The 22,932-nt window shown below is 51.3% G+C and carries 19 protein-coding genes and 1 tRNA gene; all 20 read left to right on the forward strand.

Features of this window, described 5'->3' with window-relative positions:
• Positions 1 to 154 precede the first annotated feature (154 nt).
• The 20 genes from ACO2Q8_RS05700 (at position 155) to ACO2Q8_RS05795 (ending at position 22,932) form a co-directional block, all read left to right on the forward strand.
• Entirely contained in the window at positions 155 to 2,590 is a 2,436-nt protein-coding gene (locus ACO2Q8_RS05700) for a penicillin acylase family protein (protein ID WP_423343825.1), read from the forward strand.
• Between the two features lie 4 nt (positions 2,591 to 2,594).
• Complete coding sequence (locus ACO2Q8_RS05705; RefSeq protein WP_423343826.1) at positions 2,595 to 2,942, forward strand: hypothetical protein; 348 nt, start codon at positions 2,595 to 2,597, stop codon at positions 2,940 to 2,942.
• Between the two features lie 68 nt (positions 2,943 to 3,010).
• Positions 3,011 to 3,607 (forward strand): OmpH family outer membrane protein, encoded by a 597-nt coding sequence (locus tag ACO2Q8_RS05710; protein WP_423343827.1) that lies wholly within the window; start codon positions 3,011 to 3,013, stop codon positions 3,605 to 3,607.
• A 534-nt stretch (positions 3,608 to 4,141) separates the two neighbouring features.
• Positions 4,142 to 4,603 carry an SsrA-binding protein SmpB gene (gene smpB / locus ACO2Q8_RS05715; RefSeq protein ID WP_423343828.1) on the forward strand — a complete coding sequence of 154 codons (462 nt, stop codon included), beginning with the start codon at positions 4,142 to 4,144 and terminating at the stop codon, positions 4,601 to 4,603.
• Between the two features lie 129 nt (positions 4,604 to 4,732).
• Positions 4,733 to 5,245 carry an HNH endonuclease gene (locus ACO2Q8_RS05720; protein ID WP_423343829.1) on the forward strand — a complete coding sequence of 171 codons (513 nt, stop codon included), beginning with the start codon at positions 4,733 to 4,735 and terminating at the stop codon, positions 5,243 to 5,245.
• Between the two features lie 193 nt (positions 5,246 to 5,438).
• Positions 5,439 to 7,220 (forward strand): 30S ribosomal protein S1, encoded by a 1,782-nt coding sequence (rpsA, locus tag ACO2Q8_RS05725; protein WP_423343830.1) that lies wholly within the window; start codon positions 5,439 to 5,441, stop codon positions 7,218 to 7,220.
• 144 nt (positions 7,221 to 7,364) lie between these two features.
• Positions 7,365 to 7,435 (forward strand) — tRNA-Cys (locus ACO2Q8_RS05730).
• A 354-nt stretch (positions 7,436 to 7,789) separates the two neighbouring features.
• Positions 7,790 to 8,974: a cytochrome c3 family protein gene (locus ACO2Q8_RS05735; protein WP_423343831.1), complete on the forward strand. Its 1,185-nt coding sequence runs from the start codon at positions 7,790 to 7,792 to the stop codon at positions 8,972 to 8,974.
• A gap of 45 nt (positions 8,975 to 9,019) precedes the next feature.
• Positions 9,020 to 12,118: a TAT-variant-translocated molybdopterin oxidoreductase gene (locus tag ACO2Q8_RS05740; RefSeq protein ID WP_423343832.1), complete on the forward strand. Its 3,099-nt coding sequence runs from the start codon at positions 9,020 to 9,022 to the stop codon at positions 12,116 to 12,118.
• A 57-nt stretch (positions 12,119 to 12,175) separates the two neighbouring features.
• A complete protein-coding gene (gene nrfD / locus ACO2Q8_RS05745; protein WP_423343833.1) occupies positions 12,176 to 13,603 on the forward strand; it encodes an NrfD/PsrC family molybdoenzyme membrane anchor subunit in 1,428 nt (475 codons plus the stop codon).
• 72 nt (positions 13,604 to 13,675) lie between these two features.
• On the forward strand, positions 13,676 to 14,212 hold the full coding sequence (locus ACO2Q8_RS05750) for a DUF3341 domain-containing protein (protein ID WP_423343834.1): 537 nt from the start codon (positions 13,676 to 13,678) through the stop codon (positions 14,210 to 14,212).
• A gap of 14 nt (positions 14,213 to 14,226) precedes the next feature.
• Positions 14,227 to 14,838 carry a c-type cytochrome gene (locus tag ACO2Q8_RS05755; protein ID WP_423343835.1) on the forward strand — a complete coding sequence of 204 codons (612 nt, stop codon included), beginning with the start codon at positions 14,227 to 14,229 and terminating at the stop codon, positions 14,836 to 14,838.
• Between the two features lie 42 nt (positions 14,839 to 14,880).
• On the forward strand, positions 14,881 to 16,218 hold the full coding sequence (locus ACO2Q8_RS05760; protein WP_423343836.1) for a quinol:cytochrome C oxidoreductase: 1,338 nt from the start codon (positions 14,881 to 14,883) through the stop codon (positions 16,216 to 16,218).
• 42 nt (positions 16,219 to 16,260) lie between these two features.
• Positions 16,261 to 17,388: a cytochrome c oxidase subunit II gene (locus ACO2Q8_RS05765; RefSeq protein ID WP_423343837.1), complete on the forward strand. Its 1,128-nt coding sequence runs from the start codon at positions 16,261 to 16,263 to the stop codon at positions 17,386 to 17,388.
• A gap of 39 nt (positions 17,389 to 17,427) precedes the next feature.
• Entirely contained in the window at positions 17,428 to 19,308 is a 1,881-nt protein-coding gene (locus ACO2Q8_RS05770) for a cytochrome c oxidase subunit I (RefSeq protein ID WP_423343838.1), read from the forward strand.
• The gene (locus ACO2Q8_RS05775) at positions 19,283 to 20,305 is read left to right on the forward strand and encodes a COX15/CtaA family protein (RefSeq protein WP_423343839.1); all 1,023 of its coding nucleotides are present in this window, start codon (positions 19,283 to 19,285) and stop codon (positions 20,303 to 20,305) included. Before ACO2Q8_RS05770 ends, ACO2Q8_RS05775 begins: the two co-directional genes overlap by 26 nt.
• Position 20,306: 1 nt before the next feature.
• Entirely contained in the window at positions 20,307 to 21,194 is an 888-nt protein-coding gene (gene cyoE, locus ACO2Q8_RS05780) for a heme o synthase (protein WP_423343840.1), read from the forward strand.
• A gap of 6 nt (positions 21,195 to 21,200) precedes the next feature.
• Positions 21,201 to 21,791 (forward strand): cytochrome c oxidase subunit 3, encoded by a 591-nt coding sequence (locus ACO2Q8_RS05785; RefSeq protein ID WP_423343841.1) that lies wholly within the window; start codon positions 21,201 to 21,203, stop codon positions 21,789 to 21,791.
• Between the two features lie 17 nt (positions 21,792 to 21,808).
• Positions 21,809 to 22,585, forward strand: a complete 777-nt coding sequence (locus tag ACO2Q8_RS05790) for a cytochrome c oxidase subunit 3 (RefSeq protein WP_423343842.1) — start codon at positions 21,809 to 21,811, stop codon at positions 22,583 to 22,585.
• A gap of 17 nt (positions 22,586 to 22,602) precedes the next feature.
• Entirely contained in the window at positions 22,603 to 22,932 is a 330-nt protein-coding gene (locus ACO2Q8_RS05795; protein ID WP_423343843.1) for a cytochrome C oxidase subunit IV family protein, read from the forward strand.

Consider the following 22,932-nt stretch of genomic DNA (forward strand, 5'->3'; position numbering starts at 1 on the left):
TTAGCAGAACTTTGCTTTAGAACCTGATTAGCCGGAGATTGTTCCTTCTGTAGATCAATCAACCGGAGCAATCCGACAAGATGTAAGACGATTTTTTGGATAAAAGAAGGAATAAATTTTCTTTGTAAGCGATCCGGTTTGAAGCCCACCTTTTATGAAAATCGCAAAAGCTGTTTTATGCCTGTTGCTCGCCCTGGGCGTGACGATTACTCTGAATCAGTCCTGGGGCAGTATTCCGGCGTTGGGCCGTTTGCTGAGTCCATTTGAGGGTTTCTGGCAAAATGCTGAAACCGCCAATCAAGTGGGCGAACGAACGGTGACGGTTCAGGGCGCACGCGAAGAAGTGACGGTTTTGTACGACGACCTGCATGTGCCGCATATTTTCGCGAAGAACGATTATGATGCCTATTTTACTCAGGGCTACATAACGGCCCGCGATCGGCTCTGGCAAATGGAGTTTCAGACACACGCAGCCGCCGGGCGGGTATCCGAACTGGTCGGGGAGCGGGCGCTCGAACTTGATCGCTACAACCGGCGGCTCGGCATGGCCTACGGGGCCGAAAAATCGCTGGCAGGAATGGCGAAAGACCCGGTTTCGAAACAAGTCATCGAGGCTTATACGGCCGGGATCAACGCCTACATTCGCCAGCTAAAACCGGCCGATTATCCGCTCGAATACAAATTACTGGGTTACGCGCCCGAACCGTGGACGCCGATTAAAGTAGCTTTTCTGCTAAAGCAAATGACGCAGACGCTGGCCGCCGGGGCCGACGATCTGATGATGACCAACGTACGGAACCTGCTTGGTCCGGCGCTGACGGCCAGTCTGTTCCCCGATTATCCGTTTCAGGAAGACCCCATCATTCCGCCCGGAACACGCTGGGACTTCTCGCCCGTGAAAATACCGCCTATACCAAAGGATGTAGAAACCGACAGCAGCGTGGCTCTGAACTGGCAACCGCATGACCCGGCCATTGGCAGCAACAACTGGGCCGTCGGGGCGCAGAAAACCGCCAGCGGTTACCCAATTCTGGCCAACGATCCGCACCTGACGCTGAGTTTACCGTCGATCTGGTATCAGATTCAACTTGTAACGCCGACGATGAACGTCTACGGCGTGTCGCTGCCTGGGTCGCCCGCCGTGATCATAGGGTTTAACAAGGATGTGGCCTGGGGCGTCACGAACGTGGGGGCCGATGTGCTGGACTTCTACAAAATCCGGTTTCGGGACAACCGGCGGCAGGAATACTGGCACGACGGTCGCTGGAAACCGGTTCGTCGGCGGGTGGAAGTGATTAAAGTGAAGGGAAAACCGGATGTGGCCGATACGGTTTTGTACACGCACCACGGCCCGGTGGTATACCAGCCAAACGAAAAGCCGTTCCGCGACAACATCCCGACTGGCTATGCCGTGCGCTGGATTGCCCACGAAGCCGATAACAGTCTGAAAACGTTTTATTTACTGAACCGTGCCAAAACCTACGACGACTACGTGACAGCCTTGTCGCATTACGTGGCTCCGGCGCAGAATTTTGTTTTTGCCAACGCGTCGAAAGACATTGCCATTTCACCAAACGGCCGGTTTCCACTGAAATGGCGCGATCAGGGCAAGTTTCTGCTCGACGGGGCCAACCCGGCGCACGACTGGCAGGGCTGGATTCCGGCGGCCCAAAATCCGCGCGTCAAAAATCCGCCGAGGAATTTCGTCAGTTCGGCCAACCAGTTCCCGACCGACCCGACCTACCCGTATTACATCAATTGGGAGTTTGAAACCTCCGAACGCGGCACGCGCATCAACCAGCGGCTGGCGGCCATGCAGCGCGTGACGGTCGACAGCCTACGCCGGTTGCAAAACGACATCTACAACCTCCGGGCGGCCCGGTTCCTGCCGGTTTTACTGCCCCGGCTCCGCGAAAATGACCTGACCGACTCGCAAAAGCAGGCGTTAACGCTGATTCGTCAGTGGAATTACCAGCAGGATACGGCTTCGGTGGCCGGAACGGTTTTTACAAACTGGATTAGTCGGTTGCAGGATGCGATTTGGGCGGATGACTTCCCGGATGCAGAAAACCGGCCAATGCGTTTCCCGAACGTGGACCGAACGCTGCAACTGCTCACCGAAGAACCCACCGCCCGCTGGTTCGACGATAGCCGGACTCAAAACCGGACGGAAACGATCGGGGATGTTGTCACCGGCAGTTTCCGGGCAACGGTTGATTCGCTCACGAAGCAATACGGCGCTATTGGGAAGTCCTGGTTCTGGGGGAGTTACAAAGGCACGGCGGTGCGGCACCTGATTCCGGGGCTGGATGCCTTCAGTGCGTTGAATGTGCAGATCGGCGGGGGAAGCGCCATCGTCAACGCGGCCGGTCGGCGGGCGGGGCCGTCGTGGCGAATGATCGTGCAAACCGGGCCAGAGGTCCAGGCTTATGGCGTTTATCCCGGCGGGCAATCCGGCAACCCTGGCAGTCCCTATTACCTGAACATGCTCGAAACCTGGCGGAAAGGGGAGCTGTACGAACTGCTTTATTTGCAATCGCCAACCGAATCAAATGCCCGCGTCAAATCCAGTCTTAAACTGACTCATTAAAATCATGCTGCCCTTTTTATTGATCGCCGGGCTGAGCGCCGTAGCCCAGTTATTTTTGCCCTGGTGGAGCATTGCCCTGGTGGCTTTTGCGGTTTGCTTCTGGCGGAGCCGAACGGGCTGGCGGGCCTTTGGCAACGGTTTTCTGGGTATCGCGGTGATCTGGTTGCTCTACGCGCTGGCGATTCACCTGCAAACGGACGGGATTCTGACGGGCCGGATGGCGACGCTTTTTTTCCAAAAACCGCTATCGGGTTTATTGCTGGTGATTACACCCCTGATTGGCGGTCTGGTGGGAGGGCTGGCGGGGCTGGCCGGACAGCAAGTGCGGGCGGTTTTTGCTCCAGAGCTCTAACCGGATTGCGGGGTAAGGAGTAAATTGTACCTTTGTAAAATCATTAAACTATTAATTAACTGTTTCTTGTGAAAAACGCATCTCTTGTTTTGAATGCCGTACTGGCGGTGGCTGTCGCGGTTTTGTATTACCTGCATTTCTCGGATAAGAAGGCTACTGAACCGGTGGTAGCCGGAACGATGAAAGCAGCTCCCGTCCGCAAGACGGTTTATGTCAATGTCGATTCGCTCCTGACTAATTACGACTATTTTAAGGATACCCGGAAGGTTCTGGAAAGCAAACGCTTCCAGCTTGACAACGAATTGAACAACAAAGGCCGCTCACTGCAAAACGAAGTCGCCTTTTTTCAGCAGCGGGCACAAACCATGACCATGGAGCAGGGCCGGGCGACGGAAGCCGCTTTGCAGAAGAAGCAACAGGATTTAATAGCTTACCGCGACCGGGCCGTGCAGCAATTGGCCGAAGAAGAGCAGAAAAAAAACGAGGAACTGTATAATTTAATTTACGATTACCTGCGGAAAATGAACAAACAGAATCAGTATGATTTTGTGATGGGCTATTCCAAGGGGGGCGGTATCCTTTATGCCGACAGTACACTCGACGCCACTAAATCAATTATTGCGGGACTGAACAAAGACTATCAGCAGAAACAACCTAAGAAATAAGCGGGTTTGGCTTCAGGCTCGCCCTGATGCATTCTTGCATCAGGGCTTTTTTTTGCCGTTTACTATAATTACAGCTCCTTTTTCGCTTTTTAAAAACGGCACTCGGAATGCGGCACAGTATTTGTAAATACAAAAATGTTGTCAACTGTATGAGCAACCAAATTGATTTTTTGATGAGTTGAATCCGTTCCCTGAGGGCAAGACAGGCAGCGTTATCGTTAGCCTACACAGGTAAGCCTGCTGGGTATACGGATAAAAAATCCTGGGGAACGCCGGTGTGTACAGAAGGGTCTTGAGGCTGTGATTCGGCTGTACAGCCTGCCTTTTCGGGTACGGTAAACCACCGGCTTCACCAGGGCTCTTACTTAAATGGACGTAAACCGTTCGATACCCCAGCGTTCACTCCGGGGTATTTTTGTTTCTAAATCGGTACTTTTGACGCAAAGTTTGAGAACAAACCGGCAACGATCCAGCAGGAACCGACGTTATCGTTGGAACCGGGAAAACCGGGTTATAGCAATCGAGCGAAATAGTATGTCTGATAAAACACTGGCGAAACAGATCGAGATCCGGAATCGACGGGCGTCCTTTGAGTACTTTTTTCTGGAAACGTACGTGGCAGGAATCATGTTAACGGGCACGGAGATTAAATCCGTCCGGCAGGGGAAGGTGAATCTGGGCGATGCCTACTGTCTTTTCCTGAATGAAGAATTATATGTCCGGCAAATGCACATTTCCCAATATACGGAAGGGACCTACAATAACCACGAACCCCTCCGCGACCGGAAGCTGTTGCTGCAAAAGCGTGAACTCAAACGACTGGTCAACAAACTGACCGATCAGGGGCTGACGATCATTCCGACCCGGCTGTTTATCAACGACCGGGGATTTGCCAAGCTGGAAATTGCGCTGGCAAAAGGGAAGAAGTTGTATGACAAGCGCGATTCGATCAAGGAACGCGATGTGACTCGTGAAATGAGCCGGGAACGGTATTAATGCTTAGAAGCCTGATTGTCATGACCCTTGGGCGGGTTAAAAAAAAGTGAATAATTCGTCAAAAGGCTGTTTTTTATTGTGAAATATCGTTAACTTGCTCAGAAAAGAAAGGAGTCTGATACATTCTTTATGGGTAGGAAAGTCCTGGTGTTGAATCAAGATTACAGCGCATTAGGCATCTGTTCGGTACCAAAAGCGTTCTTGTTAGTCTACCTGAACAAAGCGGAACTGGTGGCTCAATCTCAGATGTTCGTCCTGCGCACAGTAGACGATGAATATCCGTCTCCAACCGTCATCCGGCTTCATCGCTACATCCATTTGCCCTATAAGGGCGTCATGCTGAACCGGCAAAACATCTTCAAACGCGACAGCAACCGGTGCCAGTACTGCGGCAAGCATGAAGACCTGACGCTCGATCACGTCCTTCCGAAGTCGCGGGGTGGAAAAACCAACTGGGACAACCTGATTACAGCCTGTAAGCGCTGCAACTCGCAGAAAGGCGATCTGACGCCGGAAGAAGCTGGCATGAAGTTGTTTCAAAAACCGTTCAAGCCCTCTTTCCTGGTTTTTCTGCGTGATTTTTCAGGCTCCGTCGAGGAAAGCTGGATGCCCTTCCTGGCCAAGCGGGAAAAGATGTATTGATCCCGACGGCCGCACTTCGTACTACGGGTCCACAGGACGCAAAAAAAGACACTTTTTTTGCGTAGTGAATGTATTTCCCAAAAAACTTGCTATTTTTGCACCTCCTTTTTTGGAGCAGTGTCTCCATTCGTCAACTAATTTCAGCCAGGAAGGCCCGGGGGCTGATGTATCAATGGGTCACAACCAAACATTTATGAGCAAAACGCAAACACTGCCTGATTTTGATTGGGATAAGGCAGACAACCGGGGTTTTGGCAGCGGCTACTCAGCAGCAGAACGCGATCGGCTGGCCGAGCTGTACGATAACACCCTGGCGCAAGTAAACGAGAAAGAAGTAGTGATCGGGACCGTCGTCGGGATTACCGAGCGGGAAATTATCTTGAACATTGGCTTTAAATCAGACGGTCTGGTTCCGGCATCGGAATTCCGGGATCTGCCGGATTTGAAGATTGGGGATGAGGTTGAGGTTTACGTAGAAAATCAGGAAGACCCCAACGGTCAACTGGTGTTGTCGCGCAAGAAAGCTAAAGTCATCACGGCCTGGCAGAAAATTCAGCGTGCGCTGGACGAAGACCTGGTGATCGAAGGTTTCGTTAAACGCCGGACTAAAGGTGGTTTGATTGTCGATATTTATAGCATTGAAGCGTTCTTGCCCGGTTCGCAGATCGACGTGAAGCCGATTCGCGACTTCGACGTGTTCGTTGGCAAGAAAATGGAAGTGAAAGTGGTGAAAATCAACTACGCCAACGACAACGTAGTGGTTTCGCACAAAGTCCTGATCGAGAAAGATCTGGAAGCCCAACGCCAGCAAATCCTGAACAACCTGCAAAAAGGTCAGGTTCTGGAAGGGGTGATCAAAAACATGACCAACTTCGGGGTGTTTATCGACCTCGGTGGCGTCGATGGTCTGCTGCACATTACGGATATTTCGTGGGGCCGCATCAGCCATCCGTCCGAACTGCTGCACCTCGACCAGAAAGTCAACGTGGTGGTTTTGGATTTCGACGAAGACAAGAAACGGATTTCGCTGGGTATGAAGCAATTGCAGGCTCATCCGTGGGATTCGCTGGAAGAAACCATCCAGGTTGGCTCGAAAGTAAAAGGCCGCATTGTCAATGTTGCTGATTACGGTGCATTCCTCGAAATCATGCCGGGTGTGGAAGGCTTGATCCACGTATCCGAAATGTCGTGGTCGCAGCACCTGCGCAACCCGCAGGACTTCCTGAAAGTGGGCGACGAAGTAGAAGCCGTGGTGTTGACGCTGGATCGCAACGACCGCAAGATGTCGCTCGGTATCAAACAACTGACGGCTGACCCCTGGTCACGTCCGGAACTGGTTGAGAAATATGCGGTCGGTACCAAACACAAAGGGATCGTTCGGAACCTGACGAACTTCGGTTTGTTCCTCGAACTGGAGGAAGGCATTGACGGTCTGGTACACGTATCCGACCTGTCGTGGACGAAAAAAATCAAGCACCCGTCAGACTTCATCAAAGTAGGTGAAGAACTGGAAGTGGTGGTTCTGGAACTGGACGTTGACAACCGTCGTCTGGCGCTGGGTCACAAACAACTGGAAGAAAACCCCTGGGATACGTTCGAAAGCGTATTCGTACCGGGTTCTGTTCACCGCTCAACGATCCTGTCGAAAAACGACAAACTGGCAACGCTGGAACTGCCCTACGGAATCGAAGGTTTTGCCGCGCTGAAGAGCCTGCAGAAAGAAGACGGTTCGTGGGCCGAAGTCGGCGAGACGCTGGACTTCCGCGTACAGGAGTTCTCGAAAGAAGAAAAACGCATTATGCTGTCGCATACGAAAACGTGGCAGGAGAAAGGCGAAGATCGCAAACCCGAGAAAAAACCAGCTGCTGTGAAGGCGCCGACGTCGAACAAGGAACCCGAGCGTGCAACGCTAGGTGATCTCGACGCCCTGGCTGCCCTGAAAGAGCAGATGGAAGGCCGCTCGAAAGGCGAGTAAGTTGCCGAATTTTCAAACGCCGTGCTTGCTGGAATGAAAATTGTAGTAAGTTTGCGGCACGATAAGGTGTCGGGGAGTTGGGAAGACCGGAGAAGAAGTAAGTAGATTTCTTTAAAACCGGTTTTCTCAGCTCCAGGACAAAAGGGTTCCGTGGCCGAGTGGCTAGGCAGAGGTCTGCAAAACCTTTTACAGCGGTTCGAATCCGCTCGGAACCTCTTCTGAACCGTTAGTATATATAGGTATGAAATGCCATCCGAAAAGGAGCCAGCCAGCCCGTCGGATGGCATTTTTTTTAGATTTTATTTAGGGATAAAAGGGGTAAAAAACGTATAAATCAGCACGAAAAACATAGTTGCTTAGAAAAAGTATAAATAAAAAAGTGGATTAAAATATCAAACCGCAAGTGTTTGATCGAAACCGTTCCTGTACTACTTTTGTGCGTTAATGGAAAATAATTAGTAGGTATGCATACTGATTTTGTCGGTTTCTCATTGCTTCATAAATACTCTCGAAGTATACTAAGTAGCTGCGTAATTGCACTCACGTTGCTACTTGGCAGCTATCAATCAATGGCTCAGGATGCCGCAGCAGCGGGTGGTGGAGGTGCAGGTGGCGACGCGGCAAAAGGAAAGGAATTATTCTCTACGTTGTGCCAGCAGTGCCACGCCGTTACGGACGAGAAAGTCATTGGTCCGGGATTGAAGGGCATCAACCAGCGTCGCGATGAGGCCTGGTTGATCAAGTGGATTAAAAACCCGCAGGCGATGATTTCAAGTGGGGATGCTTACGCCGTTGCGCTTTATAACAAGTTTCAGCCGGTTGTGATGCAGAGCTTCCCGGATTTGTCGGATGACGATATCCGGAATATTCTGGCGCACGTCGAAGCAGCTAATGCAGCTCCGGCACCCGCCGATAACGCGGGAGCAGCGCCCGCAGGTGGAGGACAGGTTACCGCAGGTGCCAGTGAGAGTCCATCCGGTTTGTTCATGGCGGTGCTGGTTGCGCTGCTGGTGGTGATGGTCCTGGTGCTGGTGGTTCTGCTGGTGCTGGTCACGATCTTGTCGAAAGCCGTTGGCCCCGCTACGGGTGACACAACGGGCGGAACCTCATTCGGGGAGCGTCTGAAAGCGGGTTTGGCTGCGGCCGCCGGTAACAGCACACTCCGATCGATCATCCTCTGGTTGTTTGTCTTTGTGGTTACGAAACAAACCTTCGACGGCTTGTACAGCGTTGGTATCTCACAAGGCTACGCGCCGAAGCAACCGATTGCCTTCTCGCACAAACTCCACGCCGGTCAGTATCAGATCAATTGTAACTACTGCCATACGGCGGTTTACAAAGGTAAACTGGCTACGATTCCTTCGGCGAATATCTGTATGAACTGTCACGGTGAGATCAAACGCGAATCACCGGAAATTCAGAAGATCTACAAAGCCATTGAAACAGATACCCCGATTGAGTGGGTACGGGTGCACAACCTGCCGGATCTGGCGTACTTCAACCACGCCCAGCACACCAACGTGGGCCAGGTTCAGTGCCAGAGCTGCCACGGCGAAGTCGAGAAGATGGAAGTGATGGAGCAACGGTCTTCGCTGACGATGGGCTGGTGTATCGACTGCCACCGGAAAACCGAAGTGGCTACGAAGGATAATGCTTACTACGATAAGTTAGTTACCCTCCATAAGAAGTCGAGCAAAGAGCCGTTACGTGTGGCTAATATTGGTGGCCTGGAGTGCTCGAAATGCCATTATTAATCACATCGAATCCCACTAAACAGTTGAACGAACCTTAAGGGCTGTATGGAAAGTACAAATAAACGGTATTGGAGGGGTCTGGAAGAACTGCGCAACGACGAATCTTTTGTTAAAAACGCGTATAAGGAGTTCTCAGAAGCCGATGATACCAAATCTACCGAATCAGGGAGTATTGTCGACGGTATTGGCAGTGATCGTCGGGATTTCTTAAAAGTACTAGGATTTGGCATGGCTGCCGTTTCACTGGCGGCTTGCGACACGCCCGTTCACCGGGCTATACCCTATATTAACAAACCGGAAACAACTTTTCCGGGTATTGCCGATTATTACGCATCCACTTTTACGGAAGGTGGCGAGTACGTGCCGGTGCTGGTGAAAACCCGCGAAGGGCGGCCCATTAAGATTGAAGGAAACACCTCATCGAGCGTAACGAAAGGCGGGACCTCCGCACGGGTGCAGGCATCGGTTTTAGCGTTGTATGACATCGATAAACTGAAAGGCCCGAAACGGGGAGAAGCAGATAGCGAGTGGGGTGCCGTTGATAAGGAGATCATCAGCCAGTTACAACGCGGTGGTGCCATCCGGATCGTTTCATCAACCCTGTTAAGTCCGTCTACCAAAGCGGTAATCAATCAGTTCATCGCTAAATACCCGACGGCTACGCACATTCAATACGATGCTAACTCGGCATCCGGGATCGTGCAGGCCAACCAGACGTCCTTTGGTCAGGCCGTGATTCCGTCGTATGATTTCAGCAAAGCCAGAACGATTGTCAGCATCGGTGCCGATTTCCTCGGTAGCTGGATTGCTCCGCTGGAATACACAACGCAGTACGTTGAAACGCGGAAAGTAGGAGCCATCGGTGGTGGCAAAAAAGAAATGTCGCGGCACTACCAGTTTGAAACCGGTTTGTCGATTACGGGTTCCAACGCCGACTATCGGACGCCCATCAAACCGTCGCAGGAAGGTCTGGTTGTGGCGGCACTCTACAATAAAGTAGCCGCTAAATTGGGCGGATCGCCGGTCAGCACGGCGGCTATCGACGTACCGCATCTGGACAAAGCAGCCGCTGATCTGTCGGCTTCCCGGGGCGCTGCGCTGGTAGTTTCTGGCTCCAACGATCCGAACGTCCAGATTCTGGTCAACGCGCTGAACAACCTGCTCGGCAGCTACGGTACGACGATCGACCTGACCCGGCCGGTTAATTACCGCCAGGGGAACGATGCCGCGATGAACACCTTCATCAGTGATGCCAAAGCCGGACGGATTCAGGGCGTTATCTTCTACGCTGCCAACCCGGTTTACGATCACCCCCGGGGTGCCGAACTGAAAGAAGCGTTGCCGAAAATTGGTCTGTCGGTATCCTTCTCCGATCGTGCCGACGAAACGGCTTCCCTCTGTAAATACATTTGTCCGGGTTCTCATTACCTGGAATCGTGGGACGATGCGCAGCCGAAACCCGGTTTCTACAGCCTGACGCAGCCTACGATCAATACAATCTTCAAAACCCGTCAGCCCCAGTCATCGCTGTTGACTTGGGCCGGGTTGAATCCGAATTACGAGGCTTTTATCAAGAGTTACTGGCGGACCAACATTTTCCCGCAGGCCGGAAGCGGAACCAGCTTCGAGAAGTTCTGGATTCAGTCGCTGCACGACGGTGTGCTTGAATTAGGAAATACAACGGCAGGAGCGGCTGGCAGTTTCAACGCCGGAGCGATTGCTACCGCAGCGGCTGGTATTTCGCAACGGTATAAGCCAAATTCAACCGGTCTGGAACTGGCGCTGTACGAAAAAGTGGGCGTTGGAACAGGATCAATGGCGAACAACCCCTGGTTGCAGGAGTTGCCCGATCCGGTTTCAAAAGCCTGCTGGGACAACTACGCCTGTCTTTCACAAAAAACCGCCAGTGAACTGGGTGTCAATCAACATGATTTGGTCACGGTAGAAGTAAGCGGAAAACCCGCCATCGAACTGCCGGTGCTGGTACAACCCGGACAGGCTGACAGTACGGTTTCGATCGCGATCGGCTACGGTCGGGAGAAAGCTGGAAAATCGGCCGACGGTGTTGGGAAAAACGCTTATCCGTTAGCTACAGTAGCCGGAAACTCGGTGCTGTTTATGGCTCCGGAAGTGAAAATCAGCAAAGCTGGTGGTTCACGGACGATTGCCCAGACGCAGACACACGATACCGTCATGGGTCGTCGGGCGGTGATTCAGGAAACCGTACTGGCGGCTTACAAGAAAGACCCGAAAGCGGGTCGGTTCTTCCCGAAAGTTGCTACGTCGGAAGGGCCGGTTCCGGCTACGGACCTGTCGCTCTGGAACGGATACGAAAAACCGAACCACTCGTGGGGCATGGTGATCGACCTGAACTCCTGTACGGGTTGCGCATCCTGCGTCGTTGCGTGTCAGGTTGAGAATAACATTCCGGTCGTCGGCCGTCAGGAAGTGATCAACCGGCGCGAGATGCACTGGATTCGGATCGACCGCTACTACAGCAGCGACGCTGATCCGGAAGACCGCAAAGGACTGGAAGTTGCCTCGGCAAATCCGGAGGTGGTATTCCAGCCGATGCTTTGCCAACACTGCTCGAATGCGCCCTGCGAAACCGTATGCCCGGTTTTGGCAACTACCCACAGTACGGAAGGTCTGAACCAGATGACCTACAACCGTTGCGTCGGAACCCGGTATTGCGCCAACAACTGTCCGTATAAAGTTCGCCGGTTCAACTGGTTCAAATATTTCGATAACGACAACTTCGATTATCATTTCAACAACGACCTGGGTAAGATGGTTATCAACCCGGATGTCACGGTCCGTTCGCGGGGTGTTATCGAGAAATGCTCATTCTGCGTGCAGCGGATTCAGGAAGGCAAGCTGAATGCGAAGAAAGAACGCAGAAGACCGAAACCGGATGAAATCCAGGTAGCCTGTGCGCAGGCCTGCCCGACCGGTGGTATCGTCTTTGGTGATATGAACGATCCGGAAAGCACGATTTCCAAGCTGTTGAAAGAAGAACACGACGCTCGGGCTTTCCAGGTACTGGAAGAAATCAACGTGAGACCACAGATTTCGTATCTGACCAAAATTCGGAACAAGGATGAAGTGGCCAAAACCGTTGAGCCAGCCGAGCACGGTGCGTAAGCTTACCTCCGATTGTGTATTCTAGTTCGTTAACATTCGCATTCAAAATTCAAAACCATGCACGTTACATCACCCGTGAGAACCCCACTGGTAACCGGGGGTAAGACATATGCCGACGTAACGGAGGATATCTGCAAGCAGGTCGAAGGGAAACCCACCCGCGCGTGGACCATTGCGTTTATCATCTCATTCGTCGTTCTGATTTACGGTACCTTCTGCCTGTTCTGGACCTGGTGGGAAGGTTTGGGCGTCTGGGGGTTGAACAAGACCGTCGGCTGGGCCTGGGACATCACCAACTTCGTGTGGTGGGTCGGTATCGGTCACGCCGGTACGTTGATTTCGGCCATTCTGCTGCTGTTTCGGATGAAATACCGGACGTCGATCAACCGGGCGGCTGAAGCCATGACCATCTTCGCCGTTATCTGTGCCGCCAGCTTCATCCTGATGCACATGGGCCGTCCGTGGTTGGCTTACTGGGCGCTTCCGCTGCCCAACACCTTCGGTTCGTTGTGGGTAAACTTCAACTCTCCGCTGGTCTGGGACGTATTCGCCATCAGTACGTATTTTACGGTATCACTGGTGTTCTGGTACATGGGTCTGGTGCCTGACCTGGCGACCATCCGCGACCGTGCCACGAGCAAAGTGTCCCGCTACATCTACGGCGCTTTCTCGCTCGGTTGGAACGGCGGTGCTAAAACCTGGGCGCGCTACGAATACATCAGCTTGATTCTGGCCGGTATTTCAACGCCCCTCGTTTTGTCGGTTCACACGATTGTATCCTTCGACTTTGCCACCTCGGTCATTCCGGGCTGGCACACCACCATCTTCCCACCTTACTTCGTGGCCGGTGCTATCTTCTCCGGTTTTGCGATGGTGCAGAACCTGATGCTGATTACGCGGGTCGTGTTCAAACTGGAAGATTACATCACGTACGAACACATCGAGTCGATGAATAAAATCATCACGCTGACGGGTTCCATCGTGGGTGTGGCCTATATCACCGAGTTCTTTATTGCCTGGTACTCCGGGGTTGAATACGAGCGGTATGCGTTCCTAAACCGGATGCTGGGTCCGTACTGGTGGGCTTACTGGGCGATGATGACCTGTAACGTAATTTCTCCGCAGTTGTTCTGGTCGCGGAAAATCCGCCGGAGCGTCACCTGGACGTTCGTGCTGTCGGTGGTGGTAAACATCGGGATGTGGTTCGAGCGGTTTGTAATCATCGTTACTTCCTTGCACCGTGACTACCTGCCCTCAAGCTGGGCAATGTTCTCACCGACCATGTTCGATATTGGTGATTATATCTTCTCATTTGGTTTATTCTTTACCCTGTTCCTGTTGTTTGCCAAGTTCCTGCCGGTGATTAACATGTTCGAGGTAAAAGCCATCATTCGGTCGGCGTCTGAGAAATTACCGGCGTCGGTGTCGGGCGTGGCCAAAGGAGAGCGCGTTACGAGCCCAACGTACAACAAAGACGTCGAGTAATCCGGGAGCTTTTGTAATCGTAGAATTGCCTTTAGTAACCAGTTACTCTTTTACCCATATTCACTACAAGCAATGTCAGTTCATCATAACGATAGCGCAAAATTTCTGGTGGGGGTTTACGATGACGACGAAGTCGTTCTGAAAGCCGTTACCGAAGTGAAAAGCGCTGGGGTGCGGATTCACGAAGTGTACACCCCATTTCCGATTCACGGGCTTGATGTGGCACTCGGTCACCCGCGCACCCGAATCGGTATTGCTGCCTTCCTGTTCGGTCTGACCGGTTTTCTCTGCATGGTTGCCCTGACGTATTACACGATGGGCTACGACTGGCCGATGATTATCGGGGGGAAAGACCATTACGCCTATCCGGCTTACATCCCAGTTATGTTTGAGCTGACCGTTTTGTTTACGGCTCTGGGTATGGTAGGGACATTTCTGGTTTCGAACGGCTTAGGCCCCACCGTGAAACCCTTAATGTTCGATCTTCGCAGCACGGACAACAAATTTGTGATGGCCATTGACCTGAGCAAGAATAAAAAATCGGAAGCAGAAATTGCGACGGTTTTGCGGGAGTCAGGTGCTGCCGAAGTAAATGTAAAACAATTTTAATCGACTGACGACACATGAAGTTTACGCGACTGAACCGCTCTCTTCTGGTGATGGCAGCCGCCATGCTAACGATAACCGCCTGCAAGCGGGGCCACGACAATCCGGGAACGACTTATGCCCCGAACATGTACGAGCCTGTTGGTTATGAGCCATACAAACAGGAAGACGGTTTCAAAACTCCATATACCGACAAGGGTACGAAGGGTACTGCGCTGTGGTTACCAGTAAAAGGTACCGTATCCCGCCGGAATTACAACACGAAATTTGCCGACAGTTCTTCCCGGGATTTGATGATTTACAACATCCCGGCCGATAGCATTGAAATTGCCGAACGGACGCTGGTAAATCCGATTCCGTTGAATGAGAAAACGCTGGCGGAAGGAAAAGAATACTACGCACGGTTTTGCCAACACTGCCACGGCGAAGCCGGGAAAGGTGACGGGTTGGTGGCTGCGCAGTACAAAGGGGTACCGAACTACGGCGGGATGTCGGGCATGACGGAAGGGCACATTTTCCACGTCATCACCTACGGCCGGAACCGGATGTGGCCCCACGGATCGCAGATTACGCCCGAAGACCGCTGGAAAATTGTACACTATGTTCGGAAACTGCAAACTGGCGGTTAACCAAGTCAAGTCTACTGAAGAATCATTATAGTTCAAAAAAGAATGGCTCATACACATTCAATCCCGTCGGTTGACGAACAATTTGAATTTACAGCCGAAAGCAAACGCAACCTGACCATCGGTATCGTTGCCGGCGTTGTACTCGTTGGCATTGGTGCTTTTCTGGCCGCTAAAGGTGTCGGTGGACATGAGCACGCTGCGGAAGCGGCTCACGGCGCTGCTGCACATGGTGCTGAAGCCCACGGCGGTGCGCACGAAGCGGCTGCTGGCGGACACCACTACAAATGGACAACCCGTTTGTGGGCAAATGTCTGGGTAAACAGTGTCTATTTCACCGGAGCATCCGTAATCGGTATGTTCTTCGTGGCTTATAACTACCTGGCGCAGGCTGGCTGGTCGGCGGTTTTCAAACGGATTCCGGAAGCGCTGCCCGCGTTTTTGCCCGTAACCGGCGTCATTATGCTGATTACGTTCTTTGTGGCAGGCCATGATCTGTTCCACTGGACGCACGAAGGCTTGTACGAAGTCGGTGGGCCGGAGTATGACCCAATTATTGCCGGTAAAAAAGGATTCCTGAACACGCCTTTCTTCCTAATCCGGATGGTCGTTTATTTCGCGGCCTGGTATATGCTGTGGCGGGTAGTTCGGCGATTCTCGTTGCAGGAAGATCTGGAAGGCGGTACGGAATATTACGAAAAGAGTATCAAATTTGCGACGGCTTTCCTGGTTGTTTTTGCGGTAACTTCGTCAACGTCTGCCTGGGATTTTGTGATGTCTATCGATACGCACTGGTTCAGTACGATGTTCGGCTGGTATACGCTGGCAAGCTGGCACGTAACCGGTCTGGCAATTATCACGCTGGTGATCGTTAGCCTGAAAGAAAAAGGCTATCTGAAAGCGGTGAACGCGAGCCACTTGCATGATTTAGGCAAGTTCATGTTTGCTTTTAGTATCTTCTGGGCGTATGTCTGGTTTGCACAGTTTATGCTGATCTATTACGCTAACCTTCCCGAAGAAACTATTTATTACCGCGAGCGGTTTAGTGGTTACGGGGGAATCTACAAAGCTCCGTTCTTTATCAATTTGTTTTTGTGCTTTTTCTTCCCTTTTCTGGTCTTGATGACCCGGGATGCCAAGCGGACACCCATCATTCTGAAAGTTGCCTGCTGGGGCATTATTGTGGGGCACTATTTTGATTTCTACACGAACATCATGCCCGGAACGGTTGGAGAACACGGTGGATTCGGGCCGATTGAATTCGGAATGATTCTGATTTTTGCCTGTGCGTTCATCTGGTCGGTTTCGACGCAGTTGACCAAGGCCAATCTGATTCCTAAAAATCACCCGATGTTGGAAGAGTCGTTACATCACGATATTTAACATCCAGTACGTTTTCTATTCAAAATCATTCAACCCATTCTTATGGTTTACGTTGTAGGACTGTTGTCGTTAGTATTTTTGGTACTGGCTATTCTGGTACTGACGCGATTGACCTCCGTTTTGAAAGGCGCCAATGGTGGTGACACCACGCAGGAGATCGAACGCGTAGGGACCGGTAACCGGATCAATGCGATTCTTTTTCCCACCTTTTTTGTGGTGGGTGCAGTGGCCGTAACCTGGTCATTCTTGAATGCTAGACAATACTTTTTGCCCGAAGCTTCTTCTCCGCACGGTCGGCATACGGATGGTCTGTTCTGGTTGGTTATGGCCATTATTACCATCGCGTTTGTGGTGACCAACGCGCTGCTGTTCTTCTTCGCCTATAAGTATCAGTATCGAAAAGGACATAAAGCAACCTATTATCCGGAAAATCATAAACTGGAATTGATCTGGACGGTTATTCCGGCGGTGGTCATGGCTCTGCTGGTTTTCACGGGTTGGCGGGCCTGGCGTGACATCACCAGCGAGGCACCGGCCGACGCGCAGGTGATTGAAATTGTTGGTAAGCAGTTCAACTGGGAAATGCGTTATCCGGGCGTTGATAACAATAAACTGGGTAACTACAATTACAAGCTGATCGACGCCAACAACAGCCTGGGGATTGACCTGGAAGATGAAGCATCCTTTGATGACTTTACGGTTTCTTCCGAAATGCACATCCCGGTAAATAGACCGGTTTTGTTGAAAATCCGGGCGAAAGACGTACTGCATAGTGTTTTCATTCCGCACATGCGGGTGAAAATGGATGCTGTACCGGGCATGCCGACGCGGTTCTGGTTTATCGCCGACAAAACGACGGAGGAAATGCGGAACGAAACCGGCAACCAGAATTTCAAGTACGAAATTGCCTGCACCGAAGTTTGTGGTAAAGGCCACTTTTCGATGCGTACGACGCTGGTTGTCGAAGATGAAGCTTCCTACCAGGCCTGGATGGCCAAACAGAAGCCCTGGTTGACCAATAACCCGGATTATCTGGCCCGCGTACCGGAAAAACTGAAAGCAAAAGCGGCAAAATACATTCCCGCCGAAACTCCTGAAGCATCTTCAGACAGTACACAGGCTGCTGCGCCGGAAGCCGCGGGAGCTGCCACAAGTGCTGCCCTGCGTTAATTACTAACCTAACATAGAGACCTTACAAATTTTAACACTATGGCAACCGTTGAAACGAACGCAGCAAACGTGGCTCATGTCGAAGAACATGACCACCACGAAGAGCTAAGTTTCCTGAGAAAATACGTTTTCTCGGAGGACCACAAGACGATTGCAAAACAATACATGTTTTCGGGCATTTTCTGGGCAGTGATTGGCGCTACATTGTCAATTCTGTTCCGGTTGCAATTGGGCTTTCCGAACATGAAACTGGAATGGCTCCGTCCGATCCTCGGAGGCTGGATTGATGAATCCGGTAAACTAGACCCGGAATTTTACCTGGCGCTGGTCACGATGCACGGGACTATCATGGTCTTTTTCGTGTTGACCGCTGGGTTGAGTGGAACGTTCTCAAACTTTCTCATTCCGTTGCAGGTGGGTGCCCGAGATATGGCATCCGGTTTCCTGAACATGCTTTCGTTTTGGTTCTTCTTCCTGTCGAGCGCCCTGATGTTCGCGTCGCTGTTCATTGAAACCGGTCCGGCTTCAGGTGGCTGGGTTATTTACCCGCCGTTGAGCGCCCTGCCGCAAGCCATGTCGGGTTCCGGGCTAGGGATGACGCTCTGGCTGATGAGTATGGCGATTTTTATCGTTTCGCAGTTGTTAGGTGGTATCAACTACATCACGACGGTTATTAACCTGCGGACGCGCGGCATGTCATTCAGCAAAATGCCTCTGACCATCTGGGCCTTCCTACTGACTGCCATTTTGGGTCTGATCTCCTTCCCGGTACTTTTGTCGGCGGCTCTGCTGCTGATCTTCGACCGGAGCATGGGGACCAGCTTCTATCTGTCGGAAATTTACATTGGTGGTGAGGCTCTGCCGAACGTAGGAGGTAGCCCGATCCTGTTCCAGCACTTGTTCTGGTTCTTGGGTCACCCCGAAGTATACATCGTTCTGCTGCCCGCTCTGGGGATCACGTCAGAAATTATTGCTACGAATTCGCGGAAACCGATCTTTGGGTACCGCGCCATGATTGCGTCCATGATCGGTATTGCCTTCCTGGCCTTTATCGTGTGGGCACACCATATGTTCGTGACCGGTATGAACCCATTCCTGGGCTCCATCTTCATGTTCCTGACATTGATTATTGCGGTTCCTTCGGCGGTAAAAGCGTTTAACTACATAACGACCCTGTGGCGCGGTAACATTGTGTTTACGCCTGCAATGTTGTTCTCGATCGGTCTGGTGTCCTTCTTTATATCGGGCGGTCTGACCGGTATCATTCTCGGCAACAGCGCGCTGGATATTCAGTTGCACGATACCTACTTCGTAGTTGCTCACTTCCACCTCGTAATGGGAGCGGCTTCCGCTTTCGGCTTCCTGGCCGGGGTCTACCACTGGTTCCCGAAATTTTTCGGTCGGATGATGAACAGCACGCTGGGGCACATCCACTTCTGGTTTACGTTCATCGGCATTTACCTCGTGTTCTTCCCGATGCACTATATCGGAATCGCCGGTTTCCCGCGTCGGTATTATTCGTTCACGACTTACGAAGCCTTCCGGACCTTTGGCGACCTGAACATGTTCATCAGTATTGCGGCCATCTTTACGTTCACGGCTCAGTTACTTTTCATCTGGAACTTCTTCTACAGCATTTTCAAAGGAAGAGTGGCTCCGTTGAACCCGTGGAAATCGAATACACTGGAATGGACGACCCCGCTGCATCCGGGGCATGGAAACTGGCCGGGCGAAATTCCGGCTGTGTATCGCTGGGCCTATGATTATAGCAAACCGGGAGCAAAGGACGACTTTATCCCGCAGAATGTTCCTTATTCTCAAACTCCGGAATCGAATCTGCCGCATGAGAATGCATTGATTGCGTTGGAGAAGGAGATTGAGGCACAGAACTATAATGACCAGTTTAAACAACCCCATTAATAAACGCGAACACCTATTCCGGCGTCTGGCGCTTCTGACAGTTATTACTATTTACCTGTTGGTTTTAGCGGGTGGAATTGTCAGAAGTACAGGCTCCGGGATGGGCTGTCCGGATTGGCCGCGCTGCTTTGGCCGCTGGGTTCCGCCCACCGAAGTGTCGCAGCTCCCCCCCAATTACCAGGAAATTTACGGTGCCAAGCTAAAAGGCGAAATTGAGTTTAACGCCGTCAAAACCTGGATTGAATACGTCAACCGTCTGTTAGGAGCTTTCTCCGGGCTGCTGGTTTTTGCACTGCTTGTTGTTTCAATTCCTTTCTTGCGGAAGGATAAGCGTGTTTTTTATGGAAGCTTACTCTCATTCGTATTAATCGGTCTGAATGGTTGGTTAGGCGCACGAGTGGTGGCTACCGAACTGACACCCTATGTGGTGACATTACACATGCTGCTGGCTATTCTGGTTGTTTTTGCTTTGCTGTACGTGATGGCGGTTTCTTACACCGGCCATGTTACCATCGAAGCCGTAGGCTCGAAGAAAAGTGCTTTGAATCAGATTCTGCTCTGGACTATTATTCTTTCGTTATTGCAGGTTCTAATTGGGACACAGGTCCGGGAAGCGATCGATGAAGCTATTCAGCGATTGGGGTACAGCGAGCGATACCGTTGGATTGACAGCCTGGATTACCGGTTTTACATTCACCGGTCATTTTCATTGGTAGTACTGGCGTTTCATGTGGCCGTGATTTATCAATTACGGAAATATGTAAAAAACCAGGGAATCTTATCCCAACTGGGAATTGCCATGATGGCGTTGGTCGTTGTGGAAATTTTAACAGGCATCGTTCTGGCCTATTTCGCTGTTCCGGCTGCTGCCCAGCCGGTTCACTTAACGTTGGCAGTGGTGATGTTGGGATTGCAGTTTACGGCGCTATTGATGCTGAACGCCGATCAGCTATTACATAAACCGGCAGTTGAACTGCCGCATTATTCATCAATCTAGCATGCAGGAGACCAAAACCATTGGTGCCGGTGCGTTTGCCTTAAAAAGTAAAGCGTACTTCGAGTTATTGAAATTCCGATTGTCGGCGTTTGTTGCCCTGTCGGGGATGTATGGATACAGTCTGGCGGTGAGCCGGATCGACTGGCTGAAACTGGGGGTGCTGTTCATCGCTTCCCTCGCGATGACCGGAGCCGCCAACATCATCAATCAGATTATCGAGCGGGATTATGATAAACTGATGAAACGGACGGCGGGTCGACCCCTGCCAACGGGACGGTTGAGCGTTCAGGAAGCGGCTGTTTTTGCCTTCATTTTGTTCGTGGTTGCCTGTTACCTCTTCATCGTTTTCTTTAACCTGCGGGCGTGTGCCTTGTCGGTTTTGTCGTTACTGCTCTACGGTTTTGTCTATACACCCTTGAAGCGGGTTGGCCCAATTGCGGTTTTTGTCGGGGCTTTGCCAGGTGCGTTTCCACCCATGATTGGTTGGGTTGCCGCTACAAACCACTACGGTCTTGAACCCGGTATTTTGTTTGCGATTCAATTCTTCTGGCAATTCCCGCACTTTTGGGCGATTGCCTGGGTGGCTGATAAAGATTATTCCAAAGCCGGTTTCAAACTTTTGCCTTCAACGGGTGGTAAAGATGAGCGGACGGCGTTGCAGATCATGATTTATACGCTGTGCTTGTTGCCGGTAGGCTGGCTGCCGTATGAACTGGGAATGACGGGCCTGAATTCTGCTCTGATTGCCATGGTTTGCGGAATTCTATTCCTGGCTCAAACGTTTTATTTAATGAGAAAACGCACGGACAAAGCGGCTTTGCAAATCATGTTCGGATCGTTCCTGTACTTGCCGATTGTTCAGATTGCGTTCTTGTTAGACAAAGTGTAATTGACTATGAGCGAAGCAATTAAGTTAGTGCCGGTAGCGGAAGAGCCTGAGGAAACCTTATCGATGAACCCCAAAAAGTTCATCCTGTGGCTCTTTGTGGTGAGTATCATCATGTTGTTTGCCGCCATGACCAGTGCCTACCTCGTCCGGCGGGCGGAAGGCAACTGGCTGGAGTTTGAAATACCCTCGGTTTTTTGGTATAGCACCGTCGTCTTACTCCTCAGCAGCATTTCGATGCACTGGGCGTATCGGGCGGCAAAAAAAGATGATTTCGGGGTATTGAGAACAGCAATTTCTATTACTTTTGCGTTTGGGTTGGCCTTTTTGGTGATGCAATTCATGGGCTGGAAAGACCTCGTAGCCCAAAACGTATACTTTGTCGGAAACCCTTCCGGCTCGTTTATGTACGTTTTTACCGGACTACACGGTTTTCACCTGATCAGCGGTCTGTTCGTCCTCCTGTTTGCCTTGCGGGCGGCATTCCAATTGAAAATTCACGCCAAAAACCTGACACAGATTGAAATTTGCATGACCTACTGGCATTTTCTGGATATCCTGTGGGTTTATCTGTTTGGCTTTTTATTGTATTTTAATTGATTCAATCTCCGTAAAGCATGGCTGCTACTGCAACAACCGACGCGCCAGTATTTGACAAAAAAACCTGGATGGGCGGGGTAGAACCGATGAAAGTGAGCTACGGCAAGCTAATGATGTGGTTCTTTCTTATTTCGGATACCTTCACATTCTCCGCTTTGCTGGTCACCTACGGGATGATCCGGTTTAGCTATCCGGCATATGATCCAGCCGTTCATGGTGAGTTTCATTTCTCCAACCTGTACTGGCCGATCCCGGAGAAGGTATACGAAGCGGTTCCGTTCCTGCACGGTGTTGAACTGCCACTCGTTTTCGTCGGGATCATGACCTTTATCCTGATCTTCTCGTCGGTAACGATGGTACTGGCTGTTGAAGCCGGGCACCGGATGGACCGGGCTGCGGTGGAAAAGTACATGCTTTGGACCATCCTCGGCGGCTTGACCTTCCTGGGCAGCCAGGCCTGGGAATGGACGCACTTTATCCACGGAACGGACGAAGGAACCGTCATTCGGGAGGTTGTCGACGGAAAATGGATTGAGCGGACGATCTTTGGGGCTAACCTGACCGAGAATCAGTACGGTCCTCCGGCTTTTGCCGACTTGTTTTTCTTTATCACCGGGTTCCACGGAACACACGTACTCAGCGGGGTTGTCCTGAACATCCTGATTTTCTACCGGACGGCTTTCGGCTTGTACGATCGTCGCGGGCACTACGAAATGGTGGAGAAAGTCGGTTTGTACTGGCACTTTGTCGACCTGGTATGGGTATTCGTCTTTACGTTCTTCTATCTGGTCTAAAATTTTAATCTACAATCATGGCAGATCATCATTCTCACCACCACGATACGGAAGACCGGGTTATTGCCGAACCGCAAACCAAAGCCATCTGGAGAACCTTCATTATTCTGTCGGTTCTGACGGCTTTCGAATTCTTGATTGCCTTTACGGTTCCGGCCGGTTTTTTCAAAACGTCGGTCTTTGTCATCATGACCATTGTTAAAGCCTTCTACATTGTAGGGGAGTTCATGCACTTGAAGCACGAAGTGAAATCACTGATCTGGGCGATCATCCTGCCCTGTATTTTCGTGGTTTGGCTGCTGCTTGCCCTGCTGATGGAAGGTAACTTTATTTTTATTGCCAAATAG

The organism is Larkinella sp. VNQ87 (assembly GCF_049445795.1).
Taxonomy (GTDB): domain Bacteria; phylum Bacteroidota; class Bacteroidia; order Cytophagales; family Spirosomataceae; genus Larkinella.

Coding starts and splice junctions, on each gene's coding strand:
- ACO2Q8_RS05765 (WP_423343837.1), top strand. CDS start 16,261: ATGGTTTACGTTGTAGGACTGTTGTCGTTAGTATTTTTGGTACTGGCT.
- ACO2Q8_RS05770 (WP_423343838.1), top strand. CDS start 17,428: ATGGCAACCGTTGAAACGAACGCAGCAAACGTGGCTCATGTCGAAGAA.
- ACO2Q8_RS05705 (WP_423343826.1), top strand. CDS start 2,595: ATGCTGCCCTTTTTATTGATCGCCGGGCTGAGCGCCGTAGCCCAGTTA.
- ACO2Q8_RS05755 (WP_423343835.1), top strand. CDS start 14,227: ATGAAGTTTACGCGACTGAACCGCTCTCTTCTGGTGATGGCAGCCGCC.
- ACO2Q8_RS05775 (WP_423343839.1), top strand. CDS start 19,283: ATGACCAGTTTAAACAACCCCATTAATAAACGCGAACACCTATTCCGG.
- ACO2Q8_RS05795 (WP_423343843.1), top strand. CDS start 22,603: ATGGCAGATCATCATTCTCACCACCACGATACGGAAGACCGGGTTATT.
- ACO2Q8_RS05760 (WP_423343836.1), top strand. CDS start 14,881: ATGGCTCATACACATTCAATCCCGTCGGTTGACGAACAATTTGAATTT.
- cyoE (WP_423343840.1), top strand. CDS start 20,307: ATGCAGGAGACCAAAACCATTGGTGCCGGTGCGTTTGCCTTAAAAAGT.
- ACO2Q8_RS05720 (WP_423343829.1), top strand. CDS start 4,733: ATGGGTAGGAAAGTCCTGGTGTTGAATCAAGATTACAGCGCATTAGGC.
- nrfD (WP_423343833.1), top strand. CDS start 12,176: ATGCACGTTACATCACCCGTGAGAACCCCACTGGTAACCGGGGGTAAG.
- ACO2Q8_RS05735 (WP_423343831.1), top strand. CDS start 7,790: ATGGCTCAGGATGCCGCAGCAGCGGGTGGTGGAGGTGCAGGTGGCGAC.
- ACO2Q8_RS05790 (WP_423343842.1), top strand. CDS start 21,809: ATGGCTGCTACTGCAACAACCGACGCGCCAGTATTTGACAAAAAAACC.
- ACO2Q8_RS05740 (WP_423343832.1), top strand. CDS start 9,020: ATGGAAAGTACAAATAAACGGTATTGGAGGGGTCTGGAAGAACTGCGC.
- rpsA (WP_423343830.1), top strand. CDS start 5,439: ATGAGCAAAACGCAAACACTGCCTGATTTTGATTGGGATAAGGCAGAC.
- smpB (WP_423343828.1), top strand. CDS start 4,142: ATGTCTGATAAAACACTGGCGAAACAGATCGAGATCCGGAATCGACGG.
- ACO2Q8_RS05785 (WP_423343841.1), top strand. CDS start 21,201: ATGAGCGAAGCAATTAAGTTAGTGCCGGTAGCGGAAGAGCCTGAGGAA.
- ACO2Q8_RS05700 (WP_423343825.1), top strand. CDS start 155: ATGAAAATCGCAAAAGCTGTTTTATGCCTGTTGCTCGCCCTGGGCGTG.
- ACO2Q8_RS05750 (WP_423343834.1), top strand. CDS start 13,676: ATGTCAGTTCATCATAACGATAGCGCAAAATTTCTGGTGGGGGTTTAC.